This window comes from Pseudomonas sp. R1-7, from assembly GCF_051132105.1.
Taxonomy (GTDB): Bacteria; Pseudomonadota; Gammaproteobacteria; order Pseudomonadales; family Pseudomonadaceae; genus Aquipseudomonas.
In genome coordinates this window covers 678415-703768 of the sequence record NZ_CP071661.1, presented here as the reverse complement: position 1 = coordinate 703768, position 25354 = coordinate 678415, and the positions used below count along the sequence as shown (strand labels likewise).

Below are 25354 nucleotides of genomic sequence, written 5' to 3'. Positions count from 1 at the left end.
CGGGAGGGCATTTGTTGAACTAGTTTTCCGTTGGTTGACTTGTCGTAGGATCGGGAGCGAAAGCTCTTAAGGAATTTTTAATCTTGTCCTTGAACCACCCGGAGGGATATCGCCCTACGACTGTTTCCATCTGGATAATAAGGGTCGTCGGGGCGGATTGGACGTCAAGGAGTTTTTCGAGCGCTTCCCCCGCTATGAATTCCTTTCGCGCCACTTTGATTTTACCGACAAGCTCGGCGTCGCTGGCCAACTCATCCAGGACCGCCTCCATCGCGAGGCCGGCTTTGCTCTGATTCGTGAATGCCAAGAACACCGGAATGTTTGATAGAGCCACGTCCTTGGTGAACGTGTCTTTATTAACTGTGATTACGCTCATGGATACGCTCCTGATAGCCGGGTTTGCGGGAGATACGAACCCTTGACCAAGCTAACAACCTTCCAAAAACGCCGTCTACTGTCAGATATAACAGGTGCGCGATAGCGCTACACCATCCCCACCTGCTTCAACTCACTCTTGAGATACGCATAATAAATCGGCCCTGCCACCACTCCCGGCAGGCCGAACGCGGCTTCGAACACCAGCATTGCCATGAGCAGTTCCCAGGACTTGGCGCTGATCTGCCCGCCGACGATACGGGCGTTGAGGAAGTATTCGAGCTTGTGGATCACGATCAGGTAACCCAGCGCGGCCACCGCCACCCAGATCGACAATGACAGGGCAACGACGGTGATCAGCGTGTTGGACATCAGGTTGCCGATCACCGGCAACAGCCCCAGCAGGAACGTCATCACGATCAGGGTCTTGGTCAACGGCAGATGAATGCCGAACAGCGGCAACACCACCGCCAGGAAGATCCCCGTGAAGAAGGTATTGAGCAGGGAAATCTTGATCTGGGCAAAAACGATGTTGCGAAACGCCTTGACCAGCAGGTTCAGGCGATCGAACAGCGCCGCGGCCAGGGGCTTGCGTTTGGTCAGGTCGGGGATGCGCTGCAGGGCGATGATCGCGCCCAACACCATACCAATCAGCAGCGTCACGAACATGTGGGCGGCGTCCTTGCCCACGAGCTGCAAGTCGCTCAAGTGCTTGCTCACCCAATCGCCGATCGCCACCCGGAACTCGGCCGCGCTGGCGGGCAAGTAGGCGTCGATAAAGGGCGGCAGTTGCCCACGGGCGCGATCGACAACGGCCATGAATTTGTCCAGGGAAGCGCCTGGATTTTCCGCTTCGTGCAGCAGGAAACTGAAAGCCCCGGCGAAGATCAGCGACAGTACGCTCACGACCAGCGTGCCCAGCAACGCCACCGCCAGCCAGCGGGCGCGGCGGCCTTCGATCAGGCGTTGCAACTGCGGCGTGAGCATGTTGACCAGCTCGAACACCAGCAACCCGGCCAACAGGCTCGGCAACAGGCGCAGCGGCAGCACCAGCAACAACCCGCCAAAAATGATCACCCAACTGATCACCAACAACACATGACGCTGAGAAAACGTTGGCATACAGCCCCAGGACAAAACGGCGTGAAAGGATCGGCAGTCTGCCAGCGATCCGCTGGCAGCACTAGGGATTGTATCGGCCGATTTGTGCCAGGGTTCAGAAGATTGCGGCGCTTATTTCTTCTTCAGGCATTCACTCATGAACGCCTTGCGAGCGTCACCCTTCAGGGCCTGCTCGGTGGCGGTGGCGTTGCAGGACTTCATGCGCTCCTGCGGTGTAGCCTTGAGGCAGTTGCTCATGAAGGCCTTGCGCTCGTCACCCTTGAGGGCCTTGGCGCTGGCGTCTGCGTTGCAGGTGGTCATCTTGTTCTGCTGCGCCGTCTCGGCGTAGCCCTGGGAGCACAGCAACAAACCGAGCATCAACAAAGGCACACGAAGCATCTTCATGGTGTTTCTCCTGGTTGCCGCACGAGGGCACGGCGATGGGGTGCAGTGTAGACAAGGCCTGTTACACCTTCCTCTTTTGACCTTTAGTGCCTGAGCTGCCGCCATCGTCGGATCGCCGCCCGGAGCAAGCTGGCTACACCCCGGCCGCCTTCAACCGCTCGGCATGCTCGACAAATAGCCGGATCGGCTCTGCGCCCTTGCCCACCAGCCCTAGCGACTGATTGACGATGTCGAAGTGGTCCAGCGGATAATCATCCCGGATGACGGTCCCCAGGTGCGAACTGTAGCGCCCGACCATGCCGTCGCATTGTCCCGCTTCCCTGACGAAGGTGCGGGCAAATAAACGGCAAGTGCGGTTGGTGCCGTCGAACAGGTTGCGGCCTCTGTCGGTCTTGCCCGGCTGCAACGTCCCCGACCAGGAGTAATAACGCACGCCATTGACCTCTTCCGGGCCGTGCCCACCCCAGGCTTGCGGCAAGCCCTGTGGGAAACGCTCGTTGAACAGCGCCACCCCCGCGGTCGTCAGCGAGGCATGGGAGGCCTGCAGGTCGGCCGGCAGGCGTGGCCCGCGATAGCCGGTGTCCAAGCGACTCATGATGGCGTTGATCAGCCGCAGCAAGGCACTGAGCACCCGGCCCTTGGCGCTGTCGGCCGGATAATGGGTTTGCAGGTAATCGGCCAGTTCGGAACCGTGGTTGGTGCCGGCCACCGAAGTGACCGACGCCACCAGGTCCGGGCGCTTGGCCGCGGCGTAGCGGGCACTGAGGGCGCCCTGGCTGTGGCCGATCAAGTTGACTTTTTGCGCACCGGTTTGCTTCAGGATTTCCTCGATCCGCGCCAACAACTGCTCGCCGCGAACCTCGGATGAGTGCAAGGGCGACACCTTCACCGGGATCGCCACGGCCCCACCCCGGCGCAGAGCCTCCACGATGCCGTACCAGTACGGATACAACACCAGGCGAATGAAACCGAGCATGCCTGGGACCAGCACCAGCGGGTAACGAGTGGCACAGCGTTGCGACATGGCGACATCCTTGCGATCAAGAGTGGGTCAGCATCAGTACCGATGATGACCAGTCTATGACACCCAAGTCATTTCAGCCGATCACAGCAGGGCCCAGGCCATCAGAACGTCCGCGCCAGTGCCAGCAATCGCTGCTCGGCCTCGGCATAGGAACGCGCGAAGCTGTGCTCGGCCGACTCCTCGCCTTCGGCCGCCACGACCGTCACGTCGTTGATGCCGATGAAGCCCAGGACCGCCCGAAGCCAGGTGTCGGCATGGTTCATGGCCTCCAGTTGACCGCCGGGGCCAAAGCCGAAATCGCCGCGACTGGTCACGATCAACGCCTTCTTGCCCAGCACCAGCGGCTCGTATTGGGAGATCCCGTTATCCAGACTGTGGTTGAACGTCACGCCGATACGTACGATCTGGTCGATCCAGGCCTTCACACCGCTGGGCACACCAAAATTGTGCATGGGTGCGGAGATGACCAAGCGGTCGTGTGCTTGCAGTTCGGCCACCAGCGCATCGCTCAGCGCCAGATCGGCCTGCATGGTCAATGGTCGCGCCTGCGGCTCCGGGTAAAACGCCGCGGCGATGAAGGCTTCGTTGACCGCTGGGATGACGGTGCGGCCGACCTCGCGGCGAGTTGGCACGGACAGCGGGTTGGCGGCCTGCCAAGCGGTCATGAACGTCTGCGCCAAACGTCGGGAATGGGAACGCTCGCCACGCGGGCTGCCTTGCACGACAAGAATGCTGCTCATCTGGAACTCCTCCATTGCGACTACAATTGAACTGTTTGTAGCTTCAGCTTGCGGCCCGCCAGCGCTTGTTCTCAAATGAGCGTTAGTTCATCGAGATGAGTTGTTTTCATCCGTACGGAGATTTGGAATGTTTGCCAGCCTGCCCCTGAACGCCTTGCGAGCCTTCGAGTCCGCCGCCCGCCTGCTCAGCTTCAAGGCGGCGGCTGAAGAGCTGTCGGTCACGCCAACAGCGATTTCCCACCAGATCCGCTCGCTGGAAACCTGGCTGGGGGCGCAGTTGTTCGAACGCCTGCCGCGCCGGGTGCGTCTCACCGACGCCGGGCAACGCCTGTTCCACAGCCTGCACGGGGCATTGTTGGAGGTTGCCCAAAGCGTCGACAGCCTCCGCCCGTTGCGCAGCACCACTCATTTGACGATTTCCACCACCGCGGCGTTTGCCGCCCTTTGGCTGGTGCCGCGCCTGGGACGTTTTTACGCGCGTCATCCGAACATCAAAGTGCGCCTGGACACTCATTGCGAAGTCATCGACCTGCATCAGGACGCCAGCGTCGACCTGGTGGTGCGCTACAGCCTGGACGGCTACGCGAACCTCTATGGCCTGTGCCTGTTTGAAGAGAGCTTCGGCGTGTATGGCTCGCCTGAACAAGTCGCGCTGGCGACCCGGCAGTTGCCGACGCTGATCAGCGTGCGCTGGCACAATTCCAAGTTGTACGCCCATGGCTGGGATGCCTGGTGCATCCAGGGAGGGGAAAGTTGGATGAGCCGGCAGCCTTGCATGCGTGAATACGACGAAGAGCACTACGCCTTGCAAGCCGCCATTGCCGGCCAAGGCCTGGTATTGGCGAGCAACATCCTCGCTTCGCAAAGCGTCGCCAGCGGCCTGCTCGTGGGTTATCGCCCGCATGTCCAGGTCAACGGCGCGGGCTACAGCGCGCTTTGCGTACCGGGACGTGAGCGGCATCCGCCCGTGCGGGCATTTTTCCAATGGGTGGAGGAAGAAGCACGCCAGTCCGGGCACGCGCTGAAAAATCCGGTAAAACTTTTCCAGGACAGCGTCGCTCAGACCTAGAGCGATCGCGCCAGCAGAGCGTGACGCCAAACCGGATCAGCCTCCAGGAGAACGAGATGAGCGACATGCACTTATCCGACGTCACGACCCTGCGCGAACGTGCGCGCCAGAACGTCCAGAACGGCGCGGTCACCGAAGGCTACAACGCCGACCGCCAGGAAATCATCCGACTGCTCAACGAAGCACTGGCCACCGAGCTCGTCTGCACGCTGCGCTACAAGCGGCACTACTTCATGGCCACCGGTCTGAAGGCCAGCGTCGCGGCGAGCGAGTTCCTCGAACACGCCAACCAGGAATCCGAGCACGCCGACCGGCTCGCCGAACGCATCGTGCAACTGGGCGGCGAACCGGAATTCAACCCCGATCTGCTGACCCGGCATTCCCATGCCCAGTACGTGGCGGGCAATACGCTCAAGGAAATGGTGTTCGAAGATCTGGTGGCCGAACGCATAGCCATCGACAGCTACCGGGAAATCGTGCAGTACATTGGCGAAAAAGACCCGACCACGCGGCGCATTTTCGAGGACATCCTGGCCCAAGAGGAAGAGCACGCCGATGACATGGCCGATATCCTGGCCGATCTGTAAGAGTCCTAAGGGGCCCCATCGCGAGCAAGCTCGCTCCCACATTTTGACCGCATTCCTTCGGACAGAATGCGGTCCCCTGCGGGAGCGAGCTTGCTCGCGATGAGGCCAGTCGCCTCACCGCGACATTGAGCTACCGGGTAGGTTTGACCGTCACCGGCGCCTTACCCGCCTTCATCTGCTCCAGCAACGGCGCGCACTGGTTCGGCTCGCCACCGCTGGGCGCCACCAGGGCCAACAGCCCCGCCGCCGGCGCGGCGATGACACCCAGGGCAACCATGCCGGCACCGCGCAGCATCAGCGGCACGGCCTTGACGCCGGCGGCAGGCTTGGCGAACGTGCCGCGCACGTATAACGGCGAGCGCAGGGAAATCAACCGCCAGCCCTTGGACTCGGGCGTGACGGTCAGGTCCAGTTGTTCGGTGGCCATGTTCGCCGTGCCGTCGATATAGATAATCGCGTTCTCGGTGTCGAAGACGAACAGGCGCGTGGTTGCCAGGCCAGTCTTGATATCGAAATCAGCTGCTGCGCAGTTGATCTTCACTTCCTTGTCGCCAAAGATTTTCCCCACCACGTAGTTGCCGACGTTGAGACCCGCCAGCTCCATCAGCTCGCGGCTGATGGCGCCGTCGTTGATGAGCATCTTCAGGGTGCCATTGGACGTTCCCAGCAACGCCGCCACCGAGTTGCCGCGGCCGGAAATATCCGCGTCGCCATTAAGCTCACCGAAACTGGTCTTCATCGGCTCGAACCCCGGGAACAGCTGCTTGAGCTTGAAGCCGCGCGCGGTCAATTTAGCCTGGCCTTCGAGAGGCTGGGTGTGGCCGTTGAGGCGGATCTGCGCATCGAGCCGCCCACCGGCCACGCCAAAGCGCAGGGGTTCCAGGCTCAGTTGACCATCGTTGAGCACCAGGTGCGTGTAGAGATCGGTAAACGGCAGCTGCTCGCTGTGGACGATACGCTTGCCCGTGAACTCCACGTCGGCGTCCATCACGCCCCAGCGTTCAGTGCGGAACTCTTCAACCGGCAACACCTTGCCGGACGGTTGTTTACTGGCGCCCCCACGGGCTTTTTGTTCTGCGTTGGAGTCTGCGCCGATCAGCGGCGCCAAATCGCTGAACAACAACTGATCGGAGACCAGCGCACCGCTGAGTTTCGGCCGGGGCTGGCTGGCGACATAGGCCAGGTTGCCGTGAATGTCGCTGTCGCCGATCTTGCCGTTGAACGCCTCATAGCGAAACTGGGCGCCGTCCGGCTCGTGGAGCTTGGCGATCAATCGACCATCCGTGGAATAAGGAGGCGAATCCGGCAAGGTCACACCCGTCAGCGGGTAAAGATTGGCCAGGCTGTTGCCGGCCAGTTTCAAACGCAGATCCAGGGCGCCGAGGTTTTTCGGGTCGGTCAAGGTGCCCGCCAGTTCGACGCGGGTATCGGCGATTTTCGCCTGGGCCTGCAATGGAAAGGGTTGCGCCGCGTCCTGCAAGGCCAGCAGACCGCCGACCTTGCCGGATCCGCTCAGACTCTGCCCGTGATATTGCCCGTCGACCTTGAAGGCAAAGGCATAGTCCTGTGGCGAAGCGCCCTGCTCCCGGGCTTTGGCCGCGGTTTTTTCACCGACAATATCGCTGAAGGGAATCGGCTTGCCCAACGGGTCGACCAGCACGTCGAGCCGGGTCTTGAGCGTCTGGTCATCCAGCGTGACGTGCCCCTTGTCAAAACCGATGGCGCCGATGTCCACGACCCAGCTGGACGGCTCGGCGTCCGGGTCCTTCGGGTCGAACTGGAAGGTCCAGTTGGCGCGACCATCAGCCAGGCGCTGCAGGCTGGCGTCGGGCCCTGTCAGGTCGATACGCGGGATGGCCACCCGCCGGGCCAGTAATGCCAAGGGCGAAATGCGCAATTCAACGCGCTTGAGCGTGACCATCTGTGGGGTCTTCGACCATTCCGGGTTTCCCAGGGTCAGGTCCTCGGCCACCACGTGCGGCCATGGCAACCATGCCCGCCAGCCACCTTCGTCGAGTTCGCGGCGCCAGATCACCGCCAGGTTGCCATTGATGGCGAACGAGCGATGCAACTCCTCGGAGACCTTGGTATTGAGCGTCGGCTTGATTCGGTTCCAATCGAAAAACGCGATAACCAGCACCAGCACGGCCAGCAGGACAATGAGGCAGGCAAAGCCCCAGGCGAAGATTTTTGAGGTGCGCGTCATGCACAAGGCTCCTGAGGCAAATGGGCGTCCGGACTACGACGCCTGGGGCAACCGAACCTGTAGCCGGCTCGTTGTCGATGATCGTTGGACAGGCAAAACGGCCGACAGGTTTACCACCAAGGGGGACGAACGGCACTAAAAAACGCACAAGAAGCTGACCGGTTCGACAGCTACCTGTTACCGCCGCCGCACATTTGCGGGGCGCAAGTGAGTACAAACTACCCACTCCGGGGCAAAAACGCTCCTCTGAAAGCCGCGTCCTAGAGCCTTTTCGCCGAACAATCAATTCCGTTGATTATTACCATTGTGTTTATGAACTTTTATATCGACTTATCGAGAGTAGCATTGCCCTCGTACCCACTTTTCAGCCCTCCCAAGGAGCAACGATCATGAAACGCCAAATACTGATGAGCCTTTCCCTTTCACTCCTGGCCTCGACCGCTTTTGCCCTGCCAGCTTCCGAACAAGCCACACCGCAGGTCAAGGACAGCCAGTCTGTCTACAGCCAAACCGTAGCCGAAGGTGGTCGTGACCGCCTGGAGCAAAAAGGCCTGGTCGAAGACGGTTCCGACCGCACCCCTCAAGGCCAGACCTTTGCTGCTGACGGCTCCGATCGCACTCCGGGTCAAACCCTGGCCGCTGACGGCTCCGACCGCACTCCACAAGGTCAAACCCTGGCCGCTGACGGCTCCGACCGCACTCCACAAGGTCAAACCCTGGCCGAAGGCGGTGGTGACCGTGTAATCGAACGCAACAGCACAGTGAGCTGAGCCCATGGCGTTCAATAGAAAAGCCCGATTCCTCGAATCGGGCTTTTGATTTTTCCAGCCCCTCGTTTCCCCTCGATGAGCTCCTACCGTTCGACGACGGCAAAGCCGATTTGCTAGAGTGCGTCGCTCCCATGACTCGGAAGTCAGTCCTGCGATGCTGCCCCGCGCCGAACAGAAACAACAGACCCGAAATGCCCTGATGGACGCAGCCCGCCATTTGATGGAATGCGGCAGGGGGTTCGGCAGCCTGAGCCTGCGCGAAGTTGCCAAGACGGCAGGCATAGTTCCCACCGGGTTCTACCGGCATTTCCAGGACATGGACCAATTGGGCCTGGCGCTCGTCAGCGAAGTCGGCCAGACCTTTCGCGAAACCATTCGACTGGTGCGTCACAACGAATTCGTCATGGGCGGCATTATCGATGCGTCGGTGCGGATCTTTCTCGACGTGGTCCACGCCAATCGATCGCAGTTCCTGTTCCTGGCCCGCGAGCAATACGGCGGTTCGCAACCGGTCCGTCAAGCCATCGCAAGGCTGCGAGAAGACATCAGCTCGGACCTGGCCGCCGACCTGGCGCTGATGCCGAAACTCCAGCACCTGGACCTTGCCGGGCTGAACGTGATGGCCGACCTCATCGTCAAGAGCGTGTTCGCCACCCTGCCGGACATAATCGATCCACCCGCCGAAGCCCTGCCCGAACACCTCACGCCCCAGGCAAAGATTACCCAGCAGTTGCGATTCATCTTCATTGGCCTCAAGCATTGGCGCGGATTGGGTAGCACCGAGTAACGCCCACAGGCGCTGTCGGGCTCGTCGCAAAATGGTGCGCAAAATCACGCCGCGCACCAACATGGAACGCAATCTGCCCCGCCCCGCGACGCCATCCCGCGCCATTTCCTACATCCCCTTCCTTTGGCAAGCCCCTTGCTCTAAACACAGCATTGTTCATTGCTGGAAGCACTCCGATGCTGGTGATTCACCGCAGAATCGACACTCAGCCTGGCTGGCACGCCGAGTTGCACTTGACCTTCGATGCACGCAGTAAAAGCCGCCTGCGCTGTTTCAGTGCTGAAGGTGAAGACGTTGGGCTGTTCCTCGAGCGAGGCCAGCCGCCGTTGTATGACGGCGAATGCCTACAGGCCGAGGACGGTCGCATCGTGCGGGTCTGCGCGCGTCCTGAGCAATTGCTGCATGTCACCTGTGCCAATGCGTTCGAACTGACCCGCGCGGCCTACCACTTGGGTAATCGACACGTGGCCCTGCAAGTGGGCGATGGCTGGCTGCGCTTGCTGGACGATTACGTGCTCAAGGCAATGCTCGAACAACTGGGCGCCACGGCCGAAGCCATCGAAGCCCCCTTCCAGCCGGAACATGGCGCCTATGGTGGTGGCCATCATCATTCCCGGCACGGCGACGAAGATTTCAATTACGCGCCGCGCCTGCATCAGTTTGGCGTGCGTACATGAACCCGGCCTGGGCGCTGCTGCGTCTGGCCAGCCCACAACTGCCGATTGGCGGCTACAGCTATTCCCAAGGATTGGAAATGGCGGTGGATAACGGTCGGGTCAAGACGCCAGATGACGCACGTCGCTGGATCGGCGATCAACTGCTGCTGAACCTCGCACGTTTCGAAGCGCCCCTGCTGCTCGCCCATTGCACAGCCGCCGCGGCTAGCGATTGGAACGCGCTGCAACGACTTTGTGAACAACACCGTGCCAGCCGGGAAACCCGCGAGCTGCACCAGGAAAGCCGGCAGATGGGCTATTCGTTGCAACAGTTGCTCGCCGGCCTGCCGGAACTCGACAGCGCGGCCCGCGACTTTCTCCAACAGCGCGGCGAAACCCACCTGGCGCTGGGCTGGGCCCTGGCGGCCCGCGCCTGGAACATCGGCCCCCAGGACGCCCTCGCCGCCTGGTTGTGGAGCTGGCTGGAAAACCAACTGGCGGTGCTGATGAAAACCCTGCCCCTGGGCCAGCAAGCCGCCCAACGCCTGACCAGCGAACTGCTGCCGCTGTTGCAACAGGCCCAGCAAGACGCCTCGAACATCGATCCCGACCATTACGGCAGCGCCGCGTTTGGCCTGTCCCTGGCGTGCATGGCCCATGAGCGCCAGTACAGCCGCCTGTTCCGTTCCTAGGAGACACACATGAATACACAACCTCTGCGCGTGGGTATCGGCGGCCCGGTGGGCTCCGGCAAGACCGCCCTGACGCTCGCCCTGTGTCTGGCCTTGCGCGAGCGCTACAACCTGGCGGTGGTCACTAACGACATCTATACCCGCGAGGACGCCGATTTCTTGGTGCGCAACGAAGCCCTGGCGCCGGAACGGATCATCGGCGTGGAGACCGGCGGCTGCCCGCACACCGCGATCCGCGAAGACGCCTCGATCAATCTGGAAGCGGTCGATCAGTTGAACCGGCGCTTCCCAGACTTGGACCTGATCCTGGTGGAGTCCGGCGGCGACAACTTGTCGGCAACGTTCAGCCCCGAGCTGTCGGACCTGACCATTTATGTCATCGACGTCTCGGCGGGCGACAAACTGCCGCGCAAGGGCGGGCCGGGTATCTGCAAATCCGATTTGCTGGTGATCAACAAGATCGACTTGGCGCCATTGGTGGGCGCCTCCCTGGAAATGATGAACAGCGACACCCAGCGGATGCGCAACGGCAAGCCGTTCGTGTTCAGCAACCAGAAGACCGGCCAGGGCCTGGACGACATCATTGCCTTCATCGAACGCCAGGGCCTGTTGACGGCTGCGTGATTTTTCCCATTCCAACAAGGAAGCTTATCCATGTCATTCAAACGTATCTGCGGCGCCCTCGCCCTGCTATTGACCCCGGCGCTGGCCTTCGCCCACCCAGGCCATGGCGATAACGGCCTGATCGCCGGACTCGGCCACCCCATCGGTGGGCTCGATCATTTGCTGGCGATGCTTGCGGTCGGTTTGTGGGCGGCGCAACAGCAAGGCGCTGCACGCTGGGCGCTGCCGTGCACCTTCGTCGGCACGATGCTGCTTGGCGGCTTGTTGGGTTTTGAAGGCCTGGAGCTGCCAGCGCTGGAAAGCGGGATCGCCGCCTCCGTATTTGCCCTGGGCCTGGCCGTGGCGTTGGCCGTGCGTCCGCCGCTGGGCATGGCCGTTGCTGCGACGGCGATGTTTGCGCTGTTCCATGGTGTGGCCCATGGCTTGGAGCTGCCGGACATGTCCAGCCCTTGGGCTTACGCCGCAGGCTTTGTCGCAGCGACAGCGGCGCTGCATGGCGCGGGCTTTGCGCTGGTGCGGGTGTTGCCGCGAGCGGCAGCGCCATTGGTGCGGTTGGCCGGGGCGGCTTCGGCGGCGGCTGGGGTTTGGTTGCTGGCGGGTTGATTCTCCAGCGCCTTGAAAGGCCCCTTCGTCGGATCGCCGACGAAGGCGGCCTGACAGCCACCCCATCTCCCCAGGACGGCCACTCTGCTACCATGTCGCGCAATCGATCCCCCCGCCGTGACGACATCCGCCAATGCCCGATGCTTCCCGCTCCGCCCTTTTGCCTGAACTGACCGCCCTGTTCGCCACGGTGCGCCAGCATTTTCACGATGTGATCGTGCCTATGTGGCAGGGCCCGGGTTGGAATGGCGAATTGGCGTTGCCCTATGAATCCCTCGACAGCCAGCACCAGCCGCTGCCGCCCCAGCGCTACCGGGCGATGGCCTGTGCGCGGCAACTGTATGTGTTTGCCAGCCTGATCGGCGAAGTACCCCTGGCCGAAGAGCGCGCCGCTGCGCTGTTCCGCTCGCTGCAACGGCATTTCCACGACGCCGAGCATGGCGGCTGGTTCTACAGCATCGATCCGCAGGGCGCGCCGCTGGATTCCAGCAAAGACCTCTACACCCACGCGTTCATCCTGTTCGCTTGCGCTCATTACTGGGGCAAGGTTCGCGAGCCGCTGGTGGAATCAACGTTGAATGCGGCGCTGGAAGTGATCATGCGACGTTTCGCCACTGGCGATGGTCTCTACGAAGCCAGCTTGGGACGTGACTGGTCAACCCGCCAATCCGGCCCGCTACAGAATCCGCTGATGCACCTGGCCGAAGCGTTCCTGGCGGCTCTTTCGGTTCGCGACGACGCCAACGTGCGCCAGGCGTTGCTGGGCCTATGCGACGGGATGTTCCGGTGCTTCGTGGATCCTGAGCAAAGAGTCATGATGGAGAAACCGCTCAAGGCTGTGGATAACTGGTTCGAGCCAGGCCATCAGTTCGAATGGTATTTCCTGCTGGCTTCATCCTCGTTGTTGCGCGGCGGCAAACTGCACACGGCCCTGGAGCACAGCTTCGGCCTCACGGAACAACAAGGCGTCGATCCGGATTGCGGCGCAGTTTGCGCGATGCTGAGCCTGGGGCCGCAAGCATCCTCGCGTGACGCGACACAACGCATCTGGGCTCAAGCGGAATACCTGCGGGCACTGACTTTGCGACCGGGAAGCGAAACAGTCCTGCTGCGTCAACTGCGGGCTCTTCAGCAGCACTTTCTGCACGCCCAGGGTTGGAACGAATGCCTTGATGCCGATGGCAATGTGAGTCGCCGGGACATGCCTTCGACCACCCCTTACCATCTTCTGACCTGCTACCGCGGTCTGGCCGACTACCTGGCGTAACACTTTGCGTGGCGAGGGAGCTTGCCCCCTCGCCACAACACCATTTCCAGCTCAAGTACGTCAGCGGTCAGGCCTTGTTGCGCTCGATGGCAAACCCAGCCCAGGTCTGGCTCACCGGCATCAGCTCCAGGCTGTTGATGTTGATGTGCGCCGGCGTGTTGAGCACCCAGAAAATCGTATCGGCGATGTCCTGCGGCTGAATCGGCTCGGCACCGGCGTAGGTCGCGTTGTAGCGCTCCTGGTCGCCACCAAAGCGCACCAGTGAGAACTCGCTTTCGCACAGGCCTGGCTCGATATTGCTCACCCGCACGCCCGTGCCTTGCAGGTCGCAACGCAGGTTCAGGGAGAACTGTTTGACGAAGGCCTTGCTCGCGCCATACACATGGCTACCCGGATACGGGTAGTTGCCGGCGATGGAGCCCAAATTGACGATCCCGGCGCCACGACCATGGGCGATCAGGCGAGGCAGCAGCAGGCGGGTGCTGTAGATCAGGCCTTTCACGTTGGTATCGACCATCGTGTCCCAGTCATCGAGATCGCACTTGGGTGCTGGATCGACGCCCAGAGCCAGGCCGGCGTTGTTGATCAGCCCACGCAACTTGGTGAAGGACGGCGGCAGGTTGGCGATGGCTTCTTCCATGGCCTTGCGATCACGCACGTCCAATACCAGGCCGTGGACCTCGGTCTGCTTGGACAGCTCGGCACAAAGGGCATTGAGGCGTTCTTCACGACGACCGGTCAGCACCAGTTTCCAACCGGCTTCGGCAAAACGACGGGCACAGGCTTCGCCAAAACCGGACGTCGCGCCAGTGATAAACAGGGTGTCAGACATCGTGTTCTCCTTGCTTAGGCTTCAAACAGCCATTGAATGGGAATTGGCCAACAGCATGCCCGGCCTGGCCCGCCAGGGGCAAGGCTGATCAATCACTCTCAGCGCCGCGCTGTTCAAAAAACGATCAACCAGAGCCAGGCCTTGCCCAGCAAGGGCCGCAGCGGGTTGCCCGCACCTTATCCACAGGCGCGTCCACAGTAATCGGGGGCAAGTAAAGAACCTGAAAGCCTTTGTGCATAAGGCTTCGCGAGAGTTTTGGAAATTTTTTTCGCTTGACCTCGCAAGTCGGGTTGTGCAGATCAACTTATCTGCTATAAGCCAGAGCTTGACGATGCGATGGCTCCAAGCCAGCAATTACGCCGCTCAGCGCAGTCTTTCCAGAGTTTAGTCACAGACTTATCCACAGGTTTGCCCACAGACTTTCGAGCCCATTTCCGTGTTCATAAAACTGTTGACAATAGCCGCTCTCCCTTGACCATAAATGACTGATCAAAAAACGATCACAGCCCTGCAGGCCACGTATTCAAAGGCTTTCAGCCAGCTACTCCCACGTTACCCACAGCCGGTTCCACAGCAAACGGGGACAAGTCAAAACCGTGACAAAACAACTGTTTGCGGCGACTTTATGTCGCGGTTTCGCAGGGGCTCAGGATTGTTTTCCACAATTGCGACGACAACACGAATCCCCATGTGAAAGCGGGCTTGAGGTGTATCCAGGAGATAAAAAAACCGGCGATCATTTTCGCCGGTTTTTTTCGTTACGTAGCCGGCCTCAATGCCCGCCCAGATACGCGTTGCGCACCTCTTCGTTGGCGAGCAGTTCCTTGCCCGTGCCGGTCAGGCGAATTTCGCCGTTGACCATCACATAGGCCCGGTCCGACAACTTCAGGGCATGGTTGGCGTTCTGTTCCACCAGGAAGATCGTCATCCCGGTGGAGGCCAGCTCACGCAGGGTCGCAAAGATCTGCTTCACCACGATCGGCGCCAGCCCCAGGCTTGGTTCATCGAGCAGCAACAACTTGGGCCGGCTCATCAATGCCCGGGCAATGGCGAGCATTTGCTGCTCGCCGCCGGACATGGTCATGGCTCGCTGGTTGCGGCGCTCCTTGAGCCGTGGAAACAGCTCGAACATGCGCTGCATGTCTTCGCTGGCGTACTTGTCACCGATGGGAATAGTGCCCATCAACAGGTTTTCCTCGACGGTCATGTCGGGGAATACCCGCCGCCCTTCCGGCGATTGCGCGATGCCGTTGGAAGCAATGTAGTGCGACGACTTTTGGGTGATGTCCACGCCCTGGTAGATGATCTGCCCGCCCGCCGCCCGCGGCTGGCCGAAAATCGACATCAGCAGCGTGGACTTGCCGGCGCCGTTGGAACCGATCAGGCTCACCGTCTCGCCCTCGCCAATGTGCATCGAGACTTTTTTCAGGGCCTGGATCGGTCCGTAGAACACGTCCAATTCCTTCAGTTCGAGGATAGGTCCACTCATACCAATTCCTCTTCATCGGCACCCAGGTAAGCCGCGATCACCTTCGGATCGTTGCGAATCGCCTCGGGGCCGCCCTCGGCGATCACGTTGCCGTGGTCCAGCACCACGATGTGGTCGGAAATGCTCATTACCATGCCCATGTCGTGTTCGATCAGCACCACGGTCAGATCATGCTCGTCGCGCAGCAGCCGGATCATCGCGCTCAGCGCTTCGGTTTCCTGGGGGTTGAGGCCGGCGGCCGGTTCGTCGAGGCAGATGATCTGCGGGCGCGTGCACATGGCCCGGGCGATTTCCAGGCGTCGTTGCTGGCCGTAGGAAAGCTCGCCGGCCAAGCGGTTGGCGCAATCCACCAGGTCCACCACTTCAAGCCAGTAGAAAGCGTGGTCGAGGGCGTCGCTTTCAGCCTTGCGGTAGCCCTTGGTGTTCAGGATGCCGGCCACCAGGCTGCGGTTGACCCACATGTGCTGGGCCACCAGCAGGTTTTCCAGCACCGACATTTCCTTGAACAGGCGAATGTTCTGGAAGGTACGCGCCAGACCGGCTCGGTTCACCAGGTGGGTGCCGCCGAACATCTTGTAGTACAGCCGGCTGGCGAAGGATTTCGGCGAGACAAAATCAGTCGGGCGGAATGCTTCGCCCAACAACTTGATGACATTGGTCTGCTCGCCACGCACGTTGAGTTCGATCTTGCCGCCCGATGCCTTGTAGAAACCGGTCAGGCAGTTGAACACCGTGGTCTTGCCCGCACCGTTGGGGCCGATCAACGCGAAAATCGAGTTGCGCTTGACCTCCAGGCTGACATCGCTGAGGGCCTTGATGCCGCCGAACTGCATCATCAGGTTTTCAACTTTGAGTACGACTTCGCTCATGGCGCTACCCCCTTGCGCGGCGTCACACCGGTACGGCTGATACGGATCAGGCCGCGTGGGCGCCAGATCATCATCAGCACCATCAACACGCCGAACAACAACACTCGGTATTCGGAGAAGCTGCGCAAAAGCTCCGGCGCCACGGTGAGCACGAATGCGGCAATCACCACGCCAACCGTCGACCCCATGCCGCCCAGCACCACGATCGCCAAGATCAAAGCTGACTCGAAGAAGGTGAACGATGACGGATTGACGAAGCCCTGGTAGCTGGCGAAAAACACCCCCGCCAAGCCAGCCGTCGATGCACCGATAGTGAACGCCGAGAGCTTGACCAGCACATGGTTCAGGCCCATCGAGCGGCAAGCGATCTCGTCTTCGCGCAAGGCTTCCCAGGCGCGACCGACCGGCATTCGTGTCAGGCGATGCTTGATGTACAACACCAACAAGACGGTGATGAACAGCACGATGTAGATGAACAGGAATTTGATATTGGGGTTGTAATCGATGCCGAAGAACTCATGGAACGGCACCCCGCCGTCCTTGGCCCGCCGGCCGAATTCCAGGCCCATGAACGTCGGGGCAGGGACCGGCATGCCATTCGGCCCGCCGGTGAACGACAGCCAGTTGTTCAGCACCAGCCGGATAATCTCGCCAAAACCCAGGGTCACGATGGCCAGGTAGTCACCGTGCATTCGCAACACCGGGAATCCCAATATGCACCCCGCCATCGCCGCCGCGATGGCCGCCAATGGCAACACCGTCCAGAAACCCAGTCCCAGGTATTGATAGCCCAGCGCCAGGCCGTAGGCACCGATGGCATAGAACGCCACGTAACCCAGGTCGAGCAGCCCGGCCAGGCCAACCACGATGTTCAGGCCCAGGCCCAACAGCACGTAGATCAGGCCGAGAATGACCACCGTGAGCACGTACTTGTTGGCGAAGAACGGAAACACGATGGCAATCACGATCAGCGCCGGGATGATCCAGCGCAGCCGCGATTTGTAATCCGGTGGCAGCACGTGCACGCCGGAGCCGGTGCTCTCGAAACCCTGGAGAATATTCAGGCCCTTGGGGGTTTGCAGGAACAGGCTCAGGGCAAAGCGCCCGACCATCACGATTGCCACCAGCCAGCCGACGCGGGCCGGTTGCAGGTTGAAGCTGTAGCCGTCGAGCACCACGCCGACGATCGGGCCGAACACGATCAGCGAGATCAGGCCGGCCAGGATCGCGTCAATGACGCTCTTTTTGATATCAAGCGGTTTATTGGCAGCAGACATACTTACACCTTCGCCACGAGTGGGCGACCCAACAGGCCTTGGGGACGGAAAATCAGAATCAGCACCAGCAGCGAGAAACTGAACACGTCTTTGTAGTCGGAGTTGATCAGACCGGCGAACAGCGACTCGGAGATCCCGAGGATGATCCCGCCGAGCATTGCCCCAGGCAGGGAGCCGATGCCGCCGAGTACCGCCGCGGTGAACGCCTTGATGCCGATGATGAAACCGGCATAGAAGTCGAAGGTGCCGTAGTTCATGGTGATCAGCACACCGGCCAGGGCCGCCATGGCTGCACCGATGATGAACACGTAGGAAATCACCCGGTCGGTGTTGATTCCCAGGATCGAGGCCATCTTGCGGTCTTGCTGGGTGGCGCGGCACATGCGGCCGAGCTTGGTGTACTTGATGATGTAGGTCAGCAGCGCCATGCCGGCAAAAGCGGCGACCAGGATGAAGATCTTGGTGTAGGTCAGTTGCACGAAACCGGTGCCGATGTCGACGCGCATGGCGCCTTCGAGCAGTGTCGGGACACCCTGTTGACGGGCGCCCTGGCTGATTTGCGCGTAGTTCTGCAGGATCAGCGAGATGCCGATGGCACTGATCAGCGGTGCCAGCCGGGTGGAGTTGCGCAGGGGTTTGTAGGCGACGCGTTCAATGACCCAACCGTAGACCCCGGTGACCACGACCGTGAACACGAGGGTGCCAAGGATCATTAGCGGAAAGGATTCGATACCGAAGTAAGCCAGCAGAGCCAGACTGATTGCCGCGAGGTAAGCGGAAATCATGTAAACCTCACCGTGGGCGAAGTTGATCATGCCGATGATGCCGTAGACCATTGTGTAGCCGATGGCGATCAGGCCATAGACCGACCCGAGGGTCAGGCCATTGACCAGTTGCTGCAGGAAAATACCATCCATAACGCAATCTCACGCAGTGAGAACCTGCACACCCGGAGGCGTGCGGTTCTTCTAAGGAAAATACAGATTTACGTCGGAGCAATGCCAGGCGCGACCGTCCCCTGCCCTTTCGGAGCCTGGACGGTCGCTTCAGCCCTTACTTCTGTTTTTCCAACTGGTGGTATTTGCCATCCTTGTCCCACTGGTAGACCACGTAGTCCGAGACTTTCAGGTCGCCCTTGGAATCCCAGGTTTTTTCACCCATGACGGTTTTCACCGGGTTGGCTTTCAGCCACTTGGCAGCGTCTTCGCCCTTGTTGGACTTGGCGCCGTTGAAACCGGCCGCCAGGGCCTGGACCGAAGCATAGGCGTACAGGGTGTAGCCTTCAGGCTCGACGCCCTGGGCACGGAAAGCGTCCACCACGGCCTTGCTGTCCGGCAGCAGGCGTGGGTCGGCGCCGAAGGTCATGTACACGCCATCGACGTATTGCGCGCCGCCGGCGGTGGTGACCAGTTCGTCGGTCACGATGCCGTCATCGGACATGAACTTCACGTCCTTGAGGCCTTGTTCGCGCAATTGGCGAACCAGCGGGCCGGCTTCCGGGTGCAGGCCGCCGAAGTAGACCACGTCGGCACCCGCCGAACGGATCTTGGTGACCACGGCGCTGAAATCTTTCTCGCCACGGGTCAGGCCTTCGTACAACACTGGAGTTACGCCACGCTTGGCCAGTTGTGCCTTGGTGGCATCCGCCAGGCCTTGGCCGTAGGTGTCCTTGTCGTGCAGCACGACGACTTTCTTGCCCTTGAGCACGTCGACGATGTAGTCGCCGGCCACGATGCCTTGCTGGTCGTCACGACCGCACATGCGGAACATCGCGCTCAGGCCGCGCTCGGTCACAGCCGGGTTGGTCGAGCCAGGCGTCATCGCGATGATGCCAGCTTCGTCATAGACCTCGGAGGCCGGGATGGTGTTGGACGAGCAGAAGTGCCCGACCACGCCGATCACTTTGTCCTGGTCAACCAGGCGGTTGGCCACGGCCACGGCCTGCTTGGGTTCGCAGGCATCGTCGCCGGCAACCAGCACGATCTTCTCGCCGTTGACGCCACCCGCTTTGTTGATGACATCGGCCGCCGCCTGCGCACCCTTCATGTACTGCTCGCCAAATGCAGCGTTGGCACCGGTCATCGGCCCCGCTACACCAAATTTCACATCAGCTTGAGCAAACGCAGAAACACCCAGCGCAGTTGCCACTGCGAGGGCCAGGAAACCTTTCTTGTAAAACGTCTGGGACATGAGGTGGTGCTCCAAGGTTTTTTTTAGTTGGCACTGCGACTTCACTTCACTGAAAAGCTCAGAGCAAGGGCCGTGCCATCGGTTTTTTATTCTTAAAAAAGTCGCTGCTTTATTGTTATTTCGACTGTTTCGGGCCCTTTTTCACAGGGCGTGCAACCGTCTAATCCGCACGAGGTGCAACCTTATTTACAAGTAGGTAAAACCCTCCATGAGCCATCATTGCAACCGCCGCGCGAAACGGCGTGCAACCACTGTGTAACAACCTGCGCTACCGAACTGCACACTGTCGGTGCGCGGCTGCTACACCCCGCACCATAACAGGCTAGACGTTAAGCCGGGAAACGCCGCCATCCGTAACACTTTTCAACAATCAGATGACGATCCGCAAGCACTGGCCCGCGTGATACAGCGAAAATCCCGCTTCATACAGACAACTGCGCAGGCCAACACCCGCCAGGGGCTGCATCGGCGCGAAGGGTATCGGCAAGGCACTGGCATCACCGTGGCAAAGGTAATCGGCGAATGCCTTGCCTACGACAGTGCCAGTGGTCACGCCGCGACCGTTGTATCCAGTCACTGCCACCAGGCCGGGGGCCGGTTCGAAAAGGCGCATCAGGTGATCAGGCGTGAAAGCAATGCAACCGGTCCAGGTGCATTCCCACTCCACCGCCTTGAGATAGGGGAAATAGTGCTGCTGCACCCGATCGGCCCAGGCCTTGAGAAACCAGGTCGGCTTGCGATTGCCATTGCCCAGGCTGCCCAGCAACAGGCGCCCGTCCTTGTCCCGGCGGATGCTGCTCAACACTTGGCGGGTATCCCAGGAGCCCTGCCCGCCGGGAAGGATGCGGTTGGCGGCCTCGCCGTCCAGTGGGACCGAGGCGACCTGATAGTAATAACCGGGAAAGAAATTACGCCGCAGTTCGGTCCAGTCGCCCTCGGTATAGGCGTTGGAGGCGATCACGACTTGCTCGGCCGTTACCGAACCCTGGGCGGTCTGCACTGACCAGCGTTGGCCCTGGCGCTCCAAGCGCGTCACCGGCGAATGATCGAACATCTGGGCGCCAAGATCCTGGGCAGCCTTGGCCAACCCGCTGGCGTAGGCCATTGGATTGAGCGTGCCGGCGCGACGGTCGAGCAGCGCCGCGGCAATCTTATCGGTGCCGGTGGCATCGGCACAGGCTTGGCCGGTGAGCAGTTCTACCGGTGCGCCACGGCGCTTCCATTGTTCCTCGCGACTGCGCAGATCGGCCTCGCCCCGGGCGTTATGGGCCATGTGCAAGGTGCCTTCGCGGCGCAGTTGGCAATCGATGGCGTATTTGTCGACGAGACTGAATACCAACGCCGGCGCGGCGCCCAGCATACGGTTGAGCTGGCTGCCCACCGCCGCGCCGAACCCGGCCTCGATCTCGTCCGGCGGGATCCACAGGCCAGCATTCACCAACCCGACGTTGCGCCCCGAGCCCCCATGCCCGGCCCGATGAGCTTCCAGCACAGCCACGCGCTTGCCTTGTTCGAGCAAGTGCACCGCCGCCGACAGCCCGGTGAAGCCCGCGCCGATAATGCAGACATCGACCGTGACCTCACCGGTGAGCGCAGTATTTTCTGGTCTTTGTGGCGTCAGTTTTTCCCACAGACATTCTTCGCGTAACGGCATTGCCAGACTCCGAAAAAGAAACCTAACCATCACACTATTCAGTGTGGGAGCGAGCTTGCTCGCGATGGCGGCGACACATTCAATGGCTATGTGACTGACAGACCGCTATCGCGAGCAAGCTCGCTCCCACAGGGGATTCCCACAGGCATTTCTGTCGACTCAACCTCAGTCGAAAGTAATCCCCTGCGCCAACGGCAATTCCAGCGAGTAGTTCACGGTGTTGGTCTGGCGGCGCATGTAGCCGCGCCATGCATCGGAGCCGGATTCGCGACCGCCGCCGGTTTCTTTTTCGCCACCAAACGCGCCACCGATTTCAGCGCCGCTCGGGCCGATGTTGACGTTGGCGATACCGCAATCGCTGCCCACCGCCGACATGAATTGCTCGGCTTCGCGCACGTCAGTGGTAAAGATGCACGACGACAGGCCCTGGGGCACCGAGTTGTTCAGGTGCAGCGCTTCGGCGAACTCCTTGTAGCCGACCACATAGAGGATCGGCGCGAAGGTTTCGTGGCGCACCACATCGCTCTGCTCCGGCATCTCGACGATGGCGGGCGAGACGTAATAGGCATCAGGAAACTGGTTTTCGAGCTGGCGCTTGCCGCCAAACACCCGCCCGCCTTCGCTCAGGGCCTGCTCCAGGGCGTCCTGCATGTTGTCGAAGCTTTGCTTGTCGATCAGCGGCCCCACCAGGTTGCCTTCCAGTGGATGGCCGATGCGCACCTTGGCGTAGGCAGCCTTGAGGCGGGTGACGATTTCTTCCTTCACCGACTCATGGGCGATCAACCGACGCAAAGTGGTGCAGCGCTGGCCGGCGGTGCCGACGGCGCTGAAAAGGATGGCGCGCACGGCCATGTCCAGGTCGGCGCTCGGGGCCAGGATCATGGCGTTGTTGCCGCCCAGCTCGAGAATGCTGCGGGCAAACCGCGCCGCAACTTTCGGCGCCACCTCGCGCCCCATGCGGGTGCTGCCGGTGGCGCTGATCAACGCCACGCGAGGGTCATCCACCAGGGCTTCGCCGGCATCGCGCCCCCCGATGATCACTTGGCTCAGGTATGGCGGCGCATCGCTGAAGTTGCTCAGCACACGCTCGAACAGTGCCTGGCACGCCAGGGCGGTCAGCGGCGTTTTTTCCGAAGGTTTCCAGATCACCGAGTTGCCGCAGACCAAGGCCAGCGTGGTGTTCCAGGCCCAGACCGCCACGGGGAAGTTGAAAGCGCTGATGACCCCGACCACGCCCAGCGGGTGCCAGGTTTCACGCATGTGATGGCCCGGACGCTCGGAGGCGATGGTCAGGCCGTACAACTGGCGGGACAGGCCGACGGCGAAATCGCAGATGTCGATCATCTCCTGCACTTCGCCCAGGCCTTCCTGAGTGATCTTGCCCGCTTCCCACGACACCAGTTCGCCGAGGTCGGCCTTGTATTCACGCAACAGATCGCCGAACTGGCGCACCAACTCACCACGCCGGGGCGCCGGCACCTTGCGCCAGAGGTCGAACGCATGCTCGGCCCGGCTGACCTGCTGCTCGACCTCGGCGGCGCCTTCCCAGTTCACCGCGCCGATGCGACTGCCATCAATGGGCGAATGCACAGGCTGTGTGCCGTTCTGGTACAAGGCCGGGTTCACGCCCAGACGATCAAGCAATGCAGCAACCATGGGTAAATTCCTCAAGCAAAAGACAATGAGTTGGCAGCCAGGCGAACGCGGCTGATCAGACCTGTAGTTGTAGCTGGCCCGAGACTTGCCAACAAACGACCTTTAAGCGAGATATCATTCCGTTTATTCATGCTGCCACTGAAGCAGACTTTTAAGCACAAAAGCAGAGCGACAAAAAATAAGGCTCCATCATGCTCAATAAACGCTATTTGCCGTCGATCACCGCGCTGCAGTGCTTCGAAGCGGTGACTCGTCACCTGAGCTTCACCCGTGCGGCCGAAGAACTGAACCTGACCCAGAGCGCCGTCAGCAAACAGGTCGCGCAGCTGGAGGAGTTGCTGCAGCATTTGCTGTTCCGCCGCGTGCGTCGACGCCTGCAACTGACGCCTGCTGGGGATTTGTACTTGGGAGAAGTGCGAAAAATCCTCACCCAAGTAGAGATGTCGACTCATTACCTGCGTTCCTACGGCGGCGATACCGAGGTACTACGCGTTTCCACCCCCCCGACGTTTGGCGCGCGCTGGCTGGTTCCACGGCTCAAGGGTTGGCGTCTTCGCCACCCCACCATTCACTTGGATCTCTGCAGCGAGCAAGAGGCCGATGACCTCCAGCAAGGTCGCAGTGACCTGGCGTTCTATTTTGGCCAGGGATCCAGGCCGGGGACCGAGTCCTTGAAATTGTTCGGCGAGGAATTGGTGCCGGTCTGTGCGCCGGGCAGCCTGCCGGACGAACCGTTCAGCGATCCCACACAACTGACCGGGCTGGTGCTGCTGCAGAATGCCTCGCGTCCCCAGGCATGGCACGACTGGTTCGATCATCAGGGTTATCACACCGAACACAGCTACCACGGGCCACGCTTCGAAACCTTCTACATGTGTATTCGTGCGGCCCAGGTCGGCTGCGGCGTAGCCTTGCTGCCCAGGTTCCTGGTGGAAGAGGAACTGGCCGACGGCAAGCTGGTCATCCCCTGGCAGCATGCGATGCCCAGCACCAACGCCTATTACCTGGCTTATCCGGAACACTCCGCAGAGGTGCCCAAGGTGCGGCTGTTCGTGGAATGGATGCTGGAGCAGATCGAGAACGTGGATGCACCGCAATAGCGGCAGCCAACACCCCCCTGTGGCGAGGGAGCAAGCTCCCTCTCCACAAAAAACAGTGGAAATACCCACCACGGTTATGCGCCACTAGCCCTTTCACCATGAACCGCCGTACGCCGCTGCCCGCCGCAGCCACCTGTCTGGAGATTCACGTTATGAGCGAGAGTGTATTTGCCGATCGCATCGTGCAGAACCTGCTCGACACCGACTTCTACAAGCTGACGATGATGCAGGCGGTGCTGCATAACTACCCCAACGTCGAAGTGGAGTGGGAGTTTCGCTGCCGGAACAGCGAAGACCTGCGCCCGTACCTGGCGGAGATCCGCTTTCAGATTGAGCGCCTGGCCGAGCTGAGCCTGAGCGCCGACCAGTTGGGTTTCCTCGAACGCATCAGCTTCCTGAAGCCGGATTTCCTGCGCTTCCTGGGCCTGTTTCGTTTCAACCTGCGCTACGTGCACACCGGCATCGACAATGGCGAGCTGTTCATCCGCCTGCGCGGTCCGTGGTTGCATGTGATCCTGTTCGAAGTGCCGCTGCTGTCCATCGTGAGCGAGGTACGCAACCGCTATCGCTACCGTGAAATCGTGCTGGAGCAGGCGCGGGAACAGCTTTATCGAAAGTTCGACTGGCTGAGCGCCAATGCCAGCGCCGACGAACTGTCCGAGCTGCAAGTGGCCGATTTCGGCACCCGTCGTCGGTTTTCCTACCGCGTCCAGGAGGAAGTGGTCAACGTGCTCAAGCACGACTTCCCTGGGCGCTTCGTCGGCACCAGCAATGTGCATTTGTCCCGGGAGTTGGACATGAAACCCTTGGGCACCATGGCCCACGAGTGGATCATGGCTCACCAGCAACTGGGCCCACGGCTGATCGACAGCCAGATCGCCGCGCTCGACTGCTGGGTTCGCGAGTACCGAGGCCTGCTGGGCATCGCGCTGACCGACTGCATCACCATGGACGCGTTCCTCAAGGACTTCGATCTGTTCTTCGCCAAGCTGTTCGACGGTTTGCGCCATGACTCGGGCGACCCGGTGATCTGGGCGGAGAAAGCCATCGCCCACTATCACAAGCTGGGCATCGACCCGATGAGCAAGACCCTGGTGTTTTCCGACAGCCTGACGTTGCCAAAATGCCTGGAGATTTTCCGGGCCTTGCGTGGTCGCATTAATGTGAGCTTCGGTATCGGGACCAACCTGACCTGTGACATTCCAGGCGTGGAACCCATGAGCATCGTGCTTAAAATGATCAGCTGTGACGGGCAACCCGTGGCCAAGATTTCAGACGAGCCCGGCAAGACCCACTGCAAGGACCCGAATTTCGTCGCCTATATGCGACATGTTTTCCAAGTACCTGCCACCCTTTCTGGCACATCAAGCAAGGAGTGAAT

The 25354-nt window shown here is 60.8% G+C and carries 25 protein-coding genes; 11 read left to right on the top strand and 14 right to left on the bottom strand.

Annotated elements, in window-relative coordinates; all coding sequences use genetic code 11:
- Positions 1-19: 19 nt before the first annotated feature.
- From J3P79_RS03170 to J3P79_RS03150, 5 genes are all read right to left on the bottom strand, one after another.
- A complete protein-coding gene (locus J3P79_RS03170) occupies positions 20-376 on the bottom strand; it encodes a hypothetical protein (RefSeq protein ID WP_434608094.1) in 357 nt (118 codons plus the stop codon).
- A 107-nt stretch (positions 377-483) separates the two neighbouring features.
- Positions 484-1497, bottom strand: coding sequence for an AI-2E family transporter (locus J3P79_RS03165; RefSeq protein WP_434608093.1), 1014 nt, complete (start codon positions 1495-1497; stop codon positions 484-486).
- 111 nt (positions 1498-1608) lie between these two features.
- A complete protein-coding gene (locus J3P79_RS03160) occupies positions 1609-1881 on the bottom strand; it encodes a PsiF family protein (protein WP_434608091.1) in 273 nt (90 codons plus the stop codon).
- Between the two features lie 133 nt (positions 1882-2014).
- Positions 2015-2905 (bottom strand): alpha/beta fold hydrolase, encoded by an 891-nt coding sequence (locus tag J3P79_RS03155; protein ID WP_434608090.1) that lies wholly within the window; start codon positions 2903-2905, stop codon positions 2015-2017.
- Positions 2906-3006: 101 nt separating this feature from the next.
- On the bottom strand, positions 3007-3645 hold the full coding sequence (locus tag J3P79_RS03150) for an FMN-dependent NADH-azoreductase (protein ID WP_434608088.1): 639 nt from the start codon (positions 3643-3645) through the stop codon (positions 3007-3009).
- A gap of 127 nt (positions 3646-3772) precedes the next feature.
- On the opposite strand from J3P79_RS03150, the gene J3P79_RS03145 reads away from it, so the two are divergent.
- Both J3P79_RS03145 and J3P79_RS03140 read left to right on the top strand, forming a co-directional pair.
- Entirely contained in the window at positions 3773-4714 is a 942-nt protein-coding gene (locus J3P79_RS03145; RefSeq protein ID WP_434608086.1) for a LysR substrate-binding domain-containing protein, read from the top strand.
- Between the two features lie 56 nt (positions 4715-4770).
- A complete protein-coding gene (locus J3P79_RS03140; RefSeq protein WP_030140123.1) occupies positions 4771-5301 on the top strand; it encodes a ferritin-like domain-containing protein in 531 nt (176 codons plus the stop codon).
- A 130-nt stretch (positions 5302-5431) separates the two neighbouring features.
- Here J3P79_RS03140 and J3P79_RS03135 read toward each other — a convergent pair whose 3' ends face one another.
- Positions 5432-7507, bottom strand: a complete 2076-nt coding sequence (locus J3P79_RS03135; protein ID WP_434608082.1) for an AsmA family protein — start codon at positions 7505-7507, stop codon at positions 5432-5434.
- Positions 7508-7896: 389 nt separating this feature from the next.
- On the opposite strand from J3P79_RS03135, the gene J3P79_RS03130 reads away from it, so the two are divergent.
- The 7 genes from J3P79_RS03130 to J3P79_RS03100 all read left to right on the top strand — a co-directional run bounded on the left by J3P79_RS03130 (position 7897) and on the right by J3P79_RS03100 (position 12906).
- Positions 7897-8277 carry a hypothetical protein gene (locus J3P79_RS03130; protein WP_434608081.1) on the top strand — a complete coding sequence of 127 codons (381 nt, stop codon included), beginning with the start codon at positions 7897-7899 and terminating at the stop codon, positions 8275-8277.
- Between the two features lie 154 nt (positions 8278-8431).
- Positions 8432-9064, top strand: a complete 633-nt coding sequence (locus J3P79_RS03125) for a TetR family transcriptional regulator (RefSeq protein ID WP_039592574.1) — start codon at positions 8432-8434, stop codon at positions 9062-9064.
- 176 nt (positions 9065-9240) lie between these two features.
- A complete protein-coding gene (gene ureE / locus J3P79_RS03120; protein ID WP_434608080.1) occupies positions 9241-9741 on the top strand; it encodes an urease accessory protein UreE in 501 nt (166 codons plus the stop codon).
- Positions 9738-10412 carry an urease accessory protein UreF gene (locus J3P79_RS03115; RefSeq protein ID WP_434608078.1) on the top strand — a complete coding sequence of 225 codons (675 nt, stop codon included), beginning with the start codon at positions 9738-9740 and terminating at the stop codon, positions 10410-10412. Before ureE ends, J3P79_RS03115 begins: the two co-directional genes overlap by 4 nt.
- Before the next feature lie 9 nt (positions 10413-10421).
- The gene (gene ureG / locus J3P79_RS03110) at positions 10422-11036 is read left to right on the top strand and encodes an urease accessory protein UreG (protein WP_434608076.1); all 615 of its coding nucleotides are present in this window, start codon (positions 10422-10424) and stop codon (positions 11034-11036) included.
- A 30-nt stretch (positions 11037-11066) separates the two neighbouring features.
- Complete coding sequence (locus J3P79_RS03105; protein ID WP_434608074.1) at positions 11067-11639, top strand: HupE/UreJ family protein; 573 nt, start codon at positions 11067-11069, stop codon at positions 11637-11639.
- A gap of 133 nt (positions 11640-11772) precedes the next feature.
- Complete coding sequence (locus J3P79_RS03100) at positions 11773-12906, top strand: AGE family epimerase/isomerase (protein ID WP_434608073.1); 1134 nt, start codon at positions 11773-11775, stop codon at positions 12904-12906.
- A gap of 67 nt (positions 12907-12973) precedes the next feature.
- Here the strand turns inward: J3P79_RS03100 and J3P79_RS03095 are convergent, their stop codons facing one another.
- The 8 genes from J3P79_RS03095 to amaB form a co-directional block, all read right to left on the bottom strand.
- Positions 12974-13738 carry an SDR family oxidoreductase gene (locus J3P79_RS03095; RefSeq protein ID WP_434608072.1) on the bottom strand — a complete coding sequence of 255 codons (765 nt, stop codon included), beginning with the start codon at positions 13736-13738 and terminating at the stop codon, positions 12974-12976.
- 772 nt (positions 13739-14510) lie between these two features.
- Positions 14511-15227: an ABC transporter ATP-binding protein gene (locus J3P79_RS03090; protein WP_186638545.1), complete on the bottom strand. Its 717-nt coding sequence runs from the start codon at positions 15225-15227 to the stop codon at positions 14511-14513.
- Positions 15224-16096, bottom strand: a complete 873-nt coding sequence (locus tag J3P79_RS03085; protein WP_434608070.1) for an ABC transporter ATP-binding protein — start codon at positions 16094-16096, stop codon at positions 15224-15226. Before J3P79_RS03085 ends, J3P79_RS03090 begins: the two co-directional genes overlap by 4 nt.
- The gene (livM, locus tag J3P79_RS03080) at positions 16093-17373 is read right to left on the bottom strand and encodes a high-affinity branched-chain amino acid ABC transporter permease LivM (RefSeq protein WP_434608068.1); all 1281 of its coding nucleotides are present in this window, start codon (positions 17371-17373) and stop codon (positions 16093-16095) included. Before livM ends, J3P79_RS03085 begins: the two co-directional genes overlap by 4 nt.
- A 2-nt stretch (positions 17374-17375) precedes the next feature.
- Positions 17376-18290 carry an ABC transporter permease subunit gene (locus J3P79_RS03075; RefSeq protein WP_434608066.1) on the bottom strand — a complete coding sequence of 305 codons (915 nt, stop codon included), beginning with the start codon at positions 18288-18290 and terminating at the stop codon, positions 17376-17378.
- 136 nt (positions 18291-18426) lie between these two features.
- Positions 18427-19563 carry an ABC transporter substrate-binding protein gene (locus J3P79_RS03070; protein ID WP_039592564.1) on the bottom strand — a complete coding sequence of 379 codons (1137 nt, stop codon included), beginning with the start codon at positions 19561-19563 and terminating at the stop codon, positions 18427-18429.
- Positions 19564-19933: 370 nt separating this feature from the next.
- Positions 19934-21217: an L-pipecolate oxidase gene (gene amaA, locus J3P79_RS03065; RefSeq protein ID WP_434608064.1), complete on the bottom strand. Its 1284-nt coding sequence runs from the start codon at positions 21215-21217 to the stop codon at positions 19934-19936.
- 165 nt (positions 21218-21382) lie between these two features.
- The gene (amaB, locus tag J3P79_RS03060; RefSeq protein WP_434608063.1) at positions 21383-22873 is read right to left on the bottom strand and encodes an L-piperidine-6-carboxylate dehydrogenase; all 1491 of its coding nucleotides are present in this window, start codon (positions 22871-22873) and stop codon (positions 21383-21385) included.
- 191 nt (positions 22874-23064) lie between these two features.
- On the opposite strand from amaB, the gene J3P79_RS03055 reads away from it, so the two are divergent.
- Positions 23065-23973 carry a LysR family transcriptional regulator gene (locus tag J3P79_RS03055; protein WP_434608061.1) on the top strand — a complete coding sequence of 303 codons (909 nt, stop codon included), beginning with the start codon at positions 23065-23067 and terminating at the stop codon, positions 23971-23973.
- 152 nt (positions 23974-24125) lie between these two features.
- Positions 24126-25352, top strand: coding sequence for a nicotinate phosphoribosyltransferase (gene pncB / locus J3P79_RS03050; RefSeq protein ID WP_434608060.1), 1227 nt, complete (start codon positions 24126-24128; stop codon positions 25350-25352).
- Positions 25353-25354 lie beyond the last annotated feature (2 nt).

Excerpts from the sequence above, each read along its gene's own strand:
- J3P79_RS03170 (WP_434608094.1), bottom strand. The coding sequence starts at position 376 with ATGAGCGTAATCACAGTTAATAAAGACACGTTCACCAAGGACGTGGCT.
- J3P79_RS03165 (WP_434608093.1), bottom strand. The coding sequence starts at position 1,497 with ATGCCAACGTTTTCTCAGCGTCATGTGTTGTTGGTGATCAGTTGGGTG.
- J3P79_RS03160 (WP_434608091.1), bottom strand. The coding sequence starts at position 1,881 with ATGAAGATGCTTCGTGTGCCTTTGTTGATGCTCGGTTTGTTGCTGTGC.
- J3P79_RS03155 (WP_434608090.1), bottom strand. The coding sequence starts at position 2,905 with ATGTCGCAACGCTGTGCCACTCGTTACCCGCTGGTGCTGGTCCCAGGC.
- J3P79_RS03150 (WP_434608088.1), bottom strand. The coding sequence starts at position 3,645 with ATGAGCAGCATTCTTGTCGTGCAAGGCAGCCCGCGTGGCGAGCGTTCC.
- J3P79_RS03145 (WP_434608086.1), top strand. The coding sequence starts at position 3,773 with ATGTTTGCCAGCCTGCCCCTGAACGCCTTGCGAGCCTTCGAGTCCGCC.
- J3P79_RS03140 (WP_030140123.1), top strand. The coding sequence starts at position 4,771 with ATGAGCGACATGCACTTATCCGACGTCACGACCCTGCGCGAACGTGCG.
- J3P79_RS03135 (WP_434608082.1), bottom strand. The coding sequence starts at position 7,507 with ATGACGCGCACCTCAAAAATCTTCGCCTGGGGCTTTGCCTGCCTCATT.
- J3P79_RS03130 (WP_434608081.1), top strand. The coding sequence starts at position 7,897 with ATGAAACGCCAAATACTGATGAGCCTTTCCCTTTCACTCCTGGCCTCG.
- J3P79_RS03125 (WP_039592574.1), top strand. The coding sequence starts at position 8,432 with ATGCTGCCCCGCGCCGAACAGAAACAACAGACCCGAAATGCCCTGATG.
- ureE (WP_434608080.1), top strand. The coding sequence starts at position 9,241 with ATGCTGGTGATTCACCGCAGAATCGACACTCAGCCTGGCTGGCACGCC.
- J3P79_RS03115 (WP_434608078.1), top strand. The coding sequence starts at position 9,738 with ATGAACCCGGCCTGGGCGCTGCTGCGTCTGGCCAGCCCACAACTGCCG.
- ureG (WP_434608076.1), top strand. The coding sequence starts at position 10,422 with ATGAATACACAACCTCTGCGCGTGGGTATCGGCGGCCCGGTGGGCTCC.
- J3P79_RS03105 (WP_434608074.1), top strand. The coding sequence starts at position 11,067 with ATGTCATTCAAACGTATCTGCGGCGCCCTCGCCCTGCTATTGACCCCG.
- J3P79_RS03100 (WP_434608073.1), top strand. The coding sequence starts at position 11,773 with ATGCCCGATGCTTCCCGCTCCGCCCTTTTGCCTGAACTGACCGCCCTG.
- J3P79_RS03095 (WP_434608072.1), bottom strand. The coding sequence starts at position 13,738 with ATGTCTGACACCCTGTTTATCACTGGCGCGACGTCCGGTTTTGGCGAA.
- J3P79_RS03090 (WP_186638545.1), bottom strand. The coding sequence starts at position 15,227 with ATGAGTGGACCTATCCTCGAACTGAAGGAATTGGACGTGTTCTACGGA.
- J3P79_RS03085 (WP_434608070.1), bottom strand. The coding sequence starts at position 16,096 with ATGAGCGAAGTCGTACTCAAAGTTGAAAACCTGATGATGCAGTTCGGC.
- livM (WP_434608068.1), bottom strand. The coding sequence starts at position 17,373 with ATGTCTGCTGCCAATAAACCGCTTGATATCAAAAAGAGCGTCATTGAC.
- J3P79_RS03075 (WP_434608066.1), bottom strand. The coding sequence starts at position 18,290 with ATGGATGGTATTTTCCTGCAGCAACTGGTCAATGGCCTGACCCTCGGG.
- J3P79_RS03070 (WP_039592564.1), bottom strand. The coding sequence starts at position 19,563 with ATGTCCCAGACGTTTTACAAGAAAGGTTTCCTGGCCCTCGCAGTGGCA.
- amaA (WP_434608064.1), bottom strand. The coding sequence starts at position 21,217 with ATGCCGTTACGCGAAGAATGTCTGTGGGAAAAACTGACGCCACAAAGA.
- amaB (WP_434608063.1), bottom strand. The coding sequence starts at position 22,873 with ATGGTTGCTGCATTGCTTGATCGTCTGGGCGTGAACCCGGCCTTGTAC.
- J3P79_RS03055 (WP_434608061.1), top strand. The coding sequence starts at position 23,065 with ATGCTCAATAAACGCTATTTGCCGTCGATCACCGCGCTGCAGTGCTTC.
- pncB (WP_434608060.1), top strand. The coding sequence starts at position 24,126 with ATGAGCGAGAGTGTATTTGCCGATCGCATCGTGCAGAACCTGCTCGAC.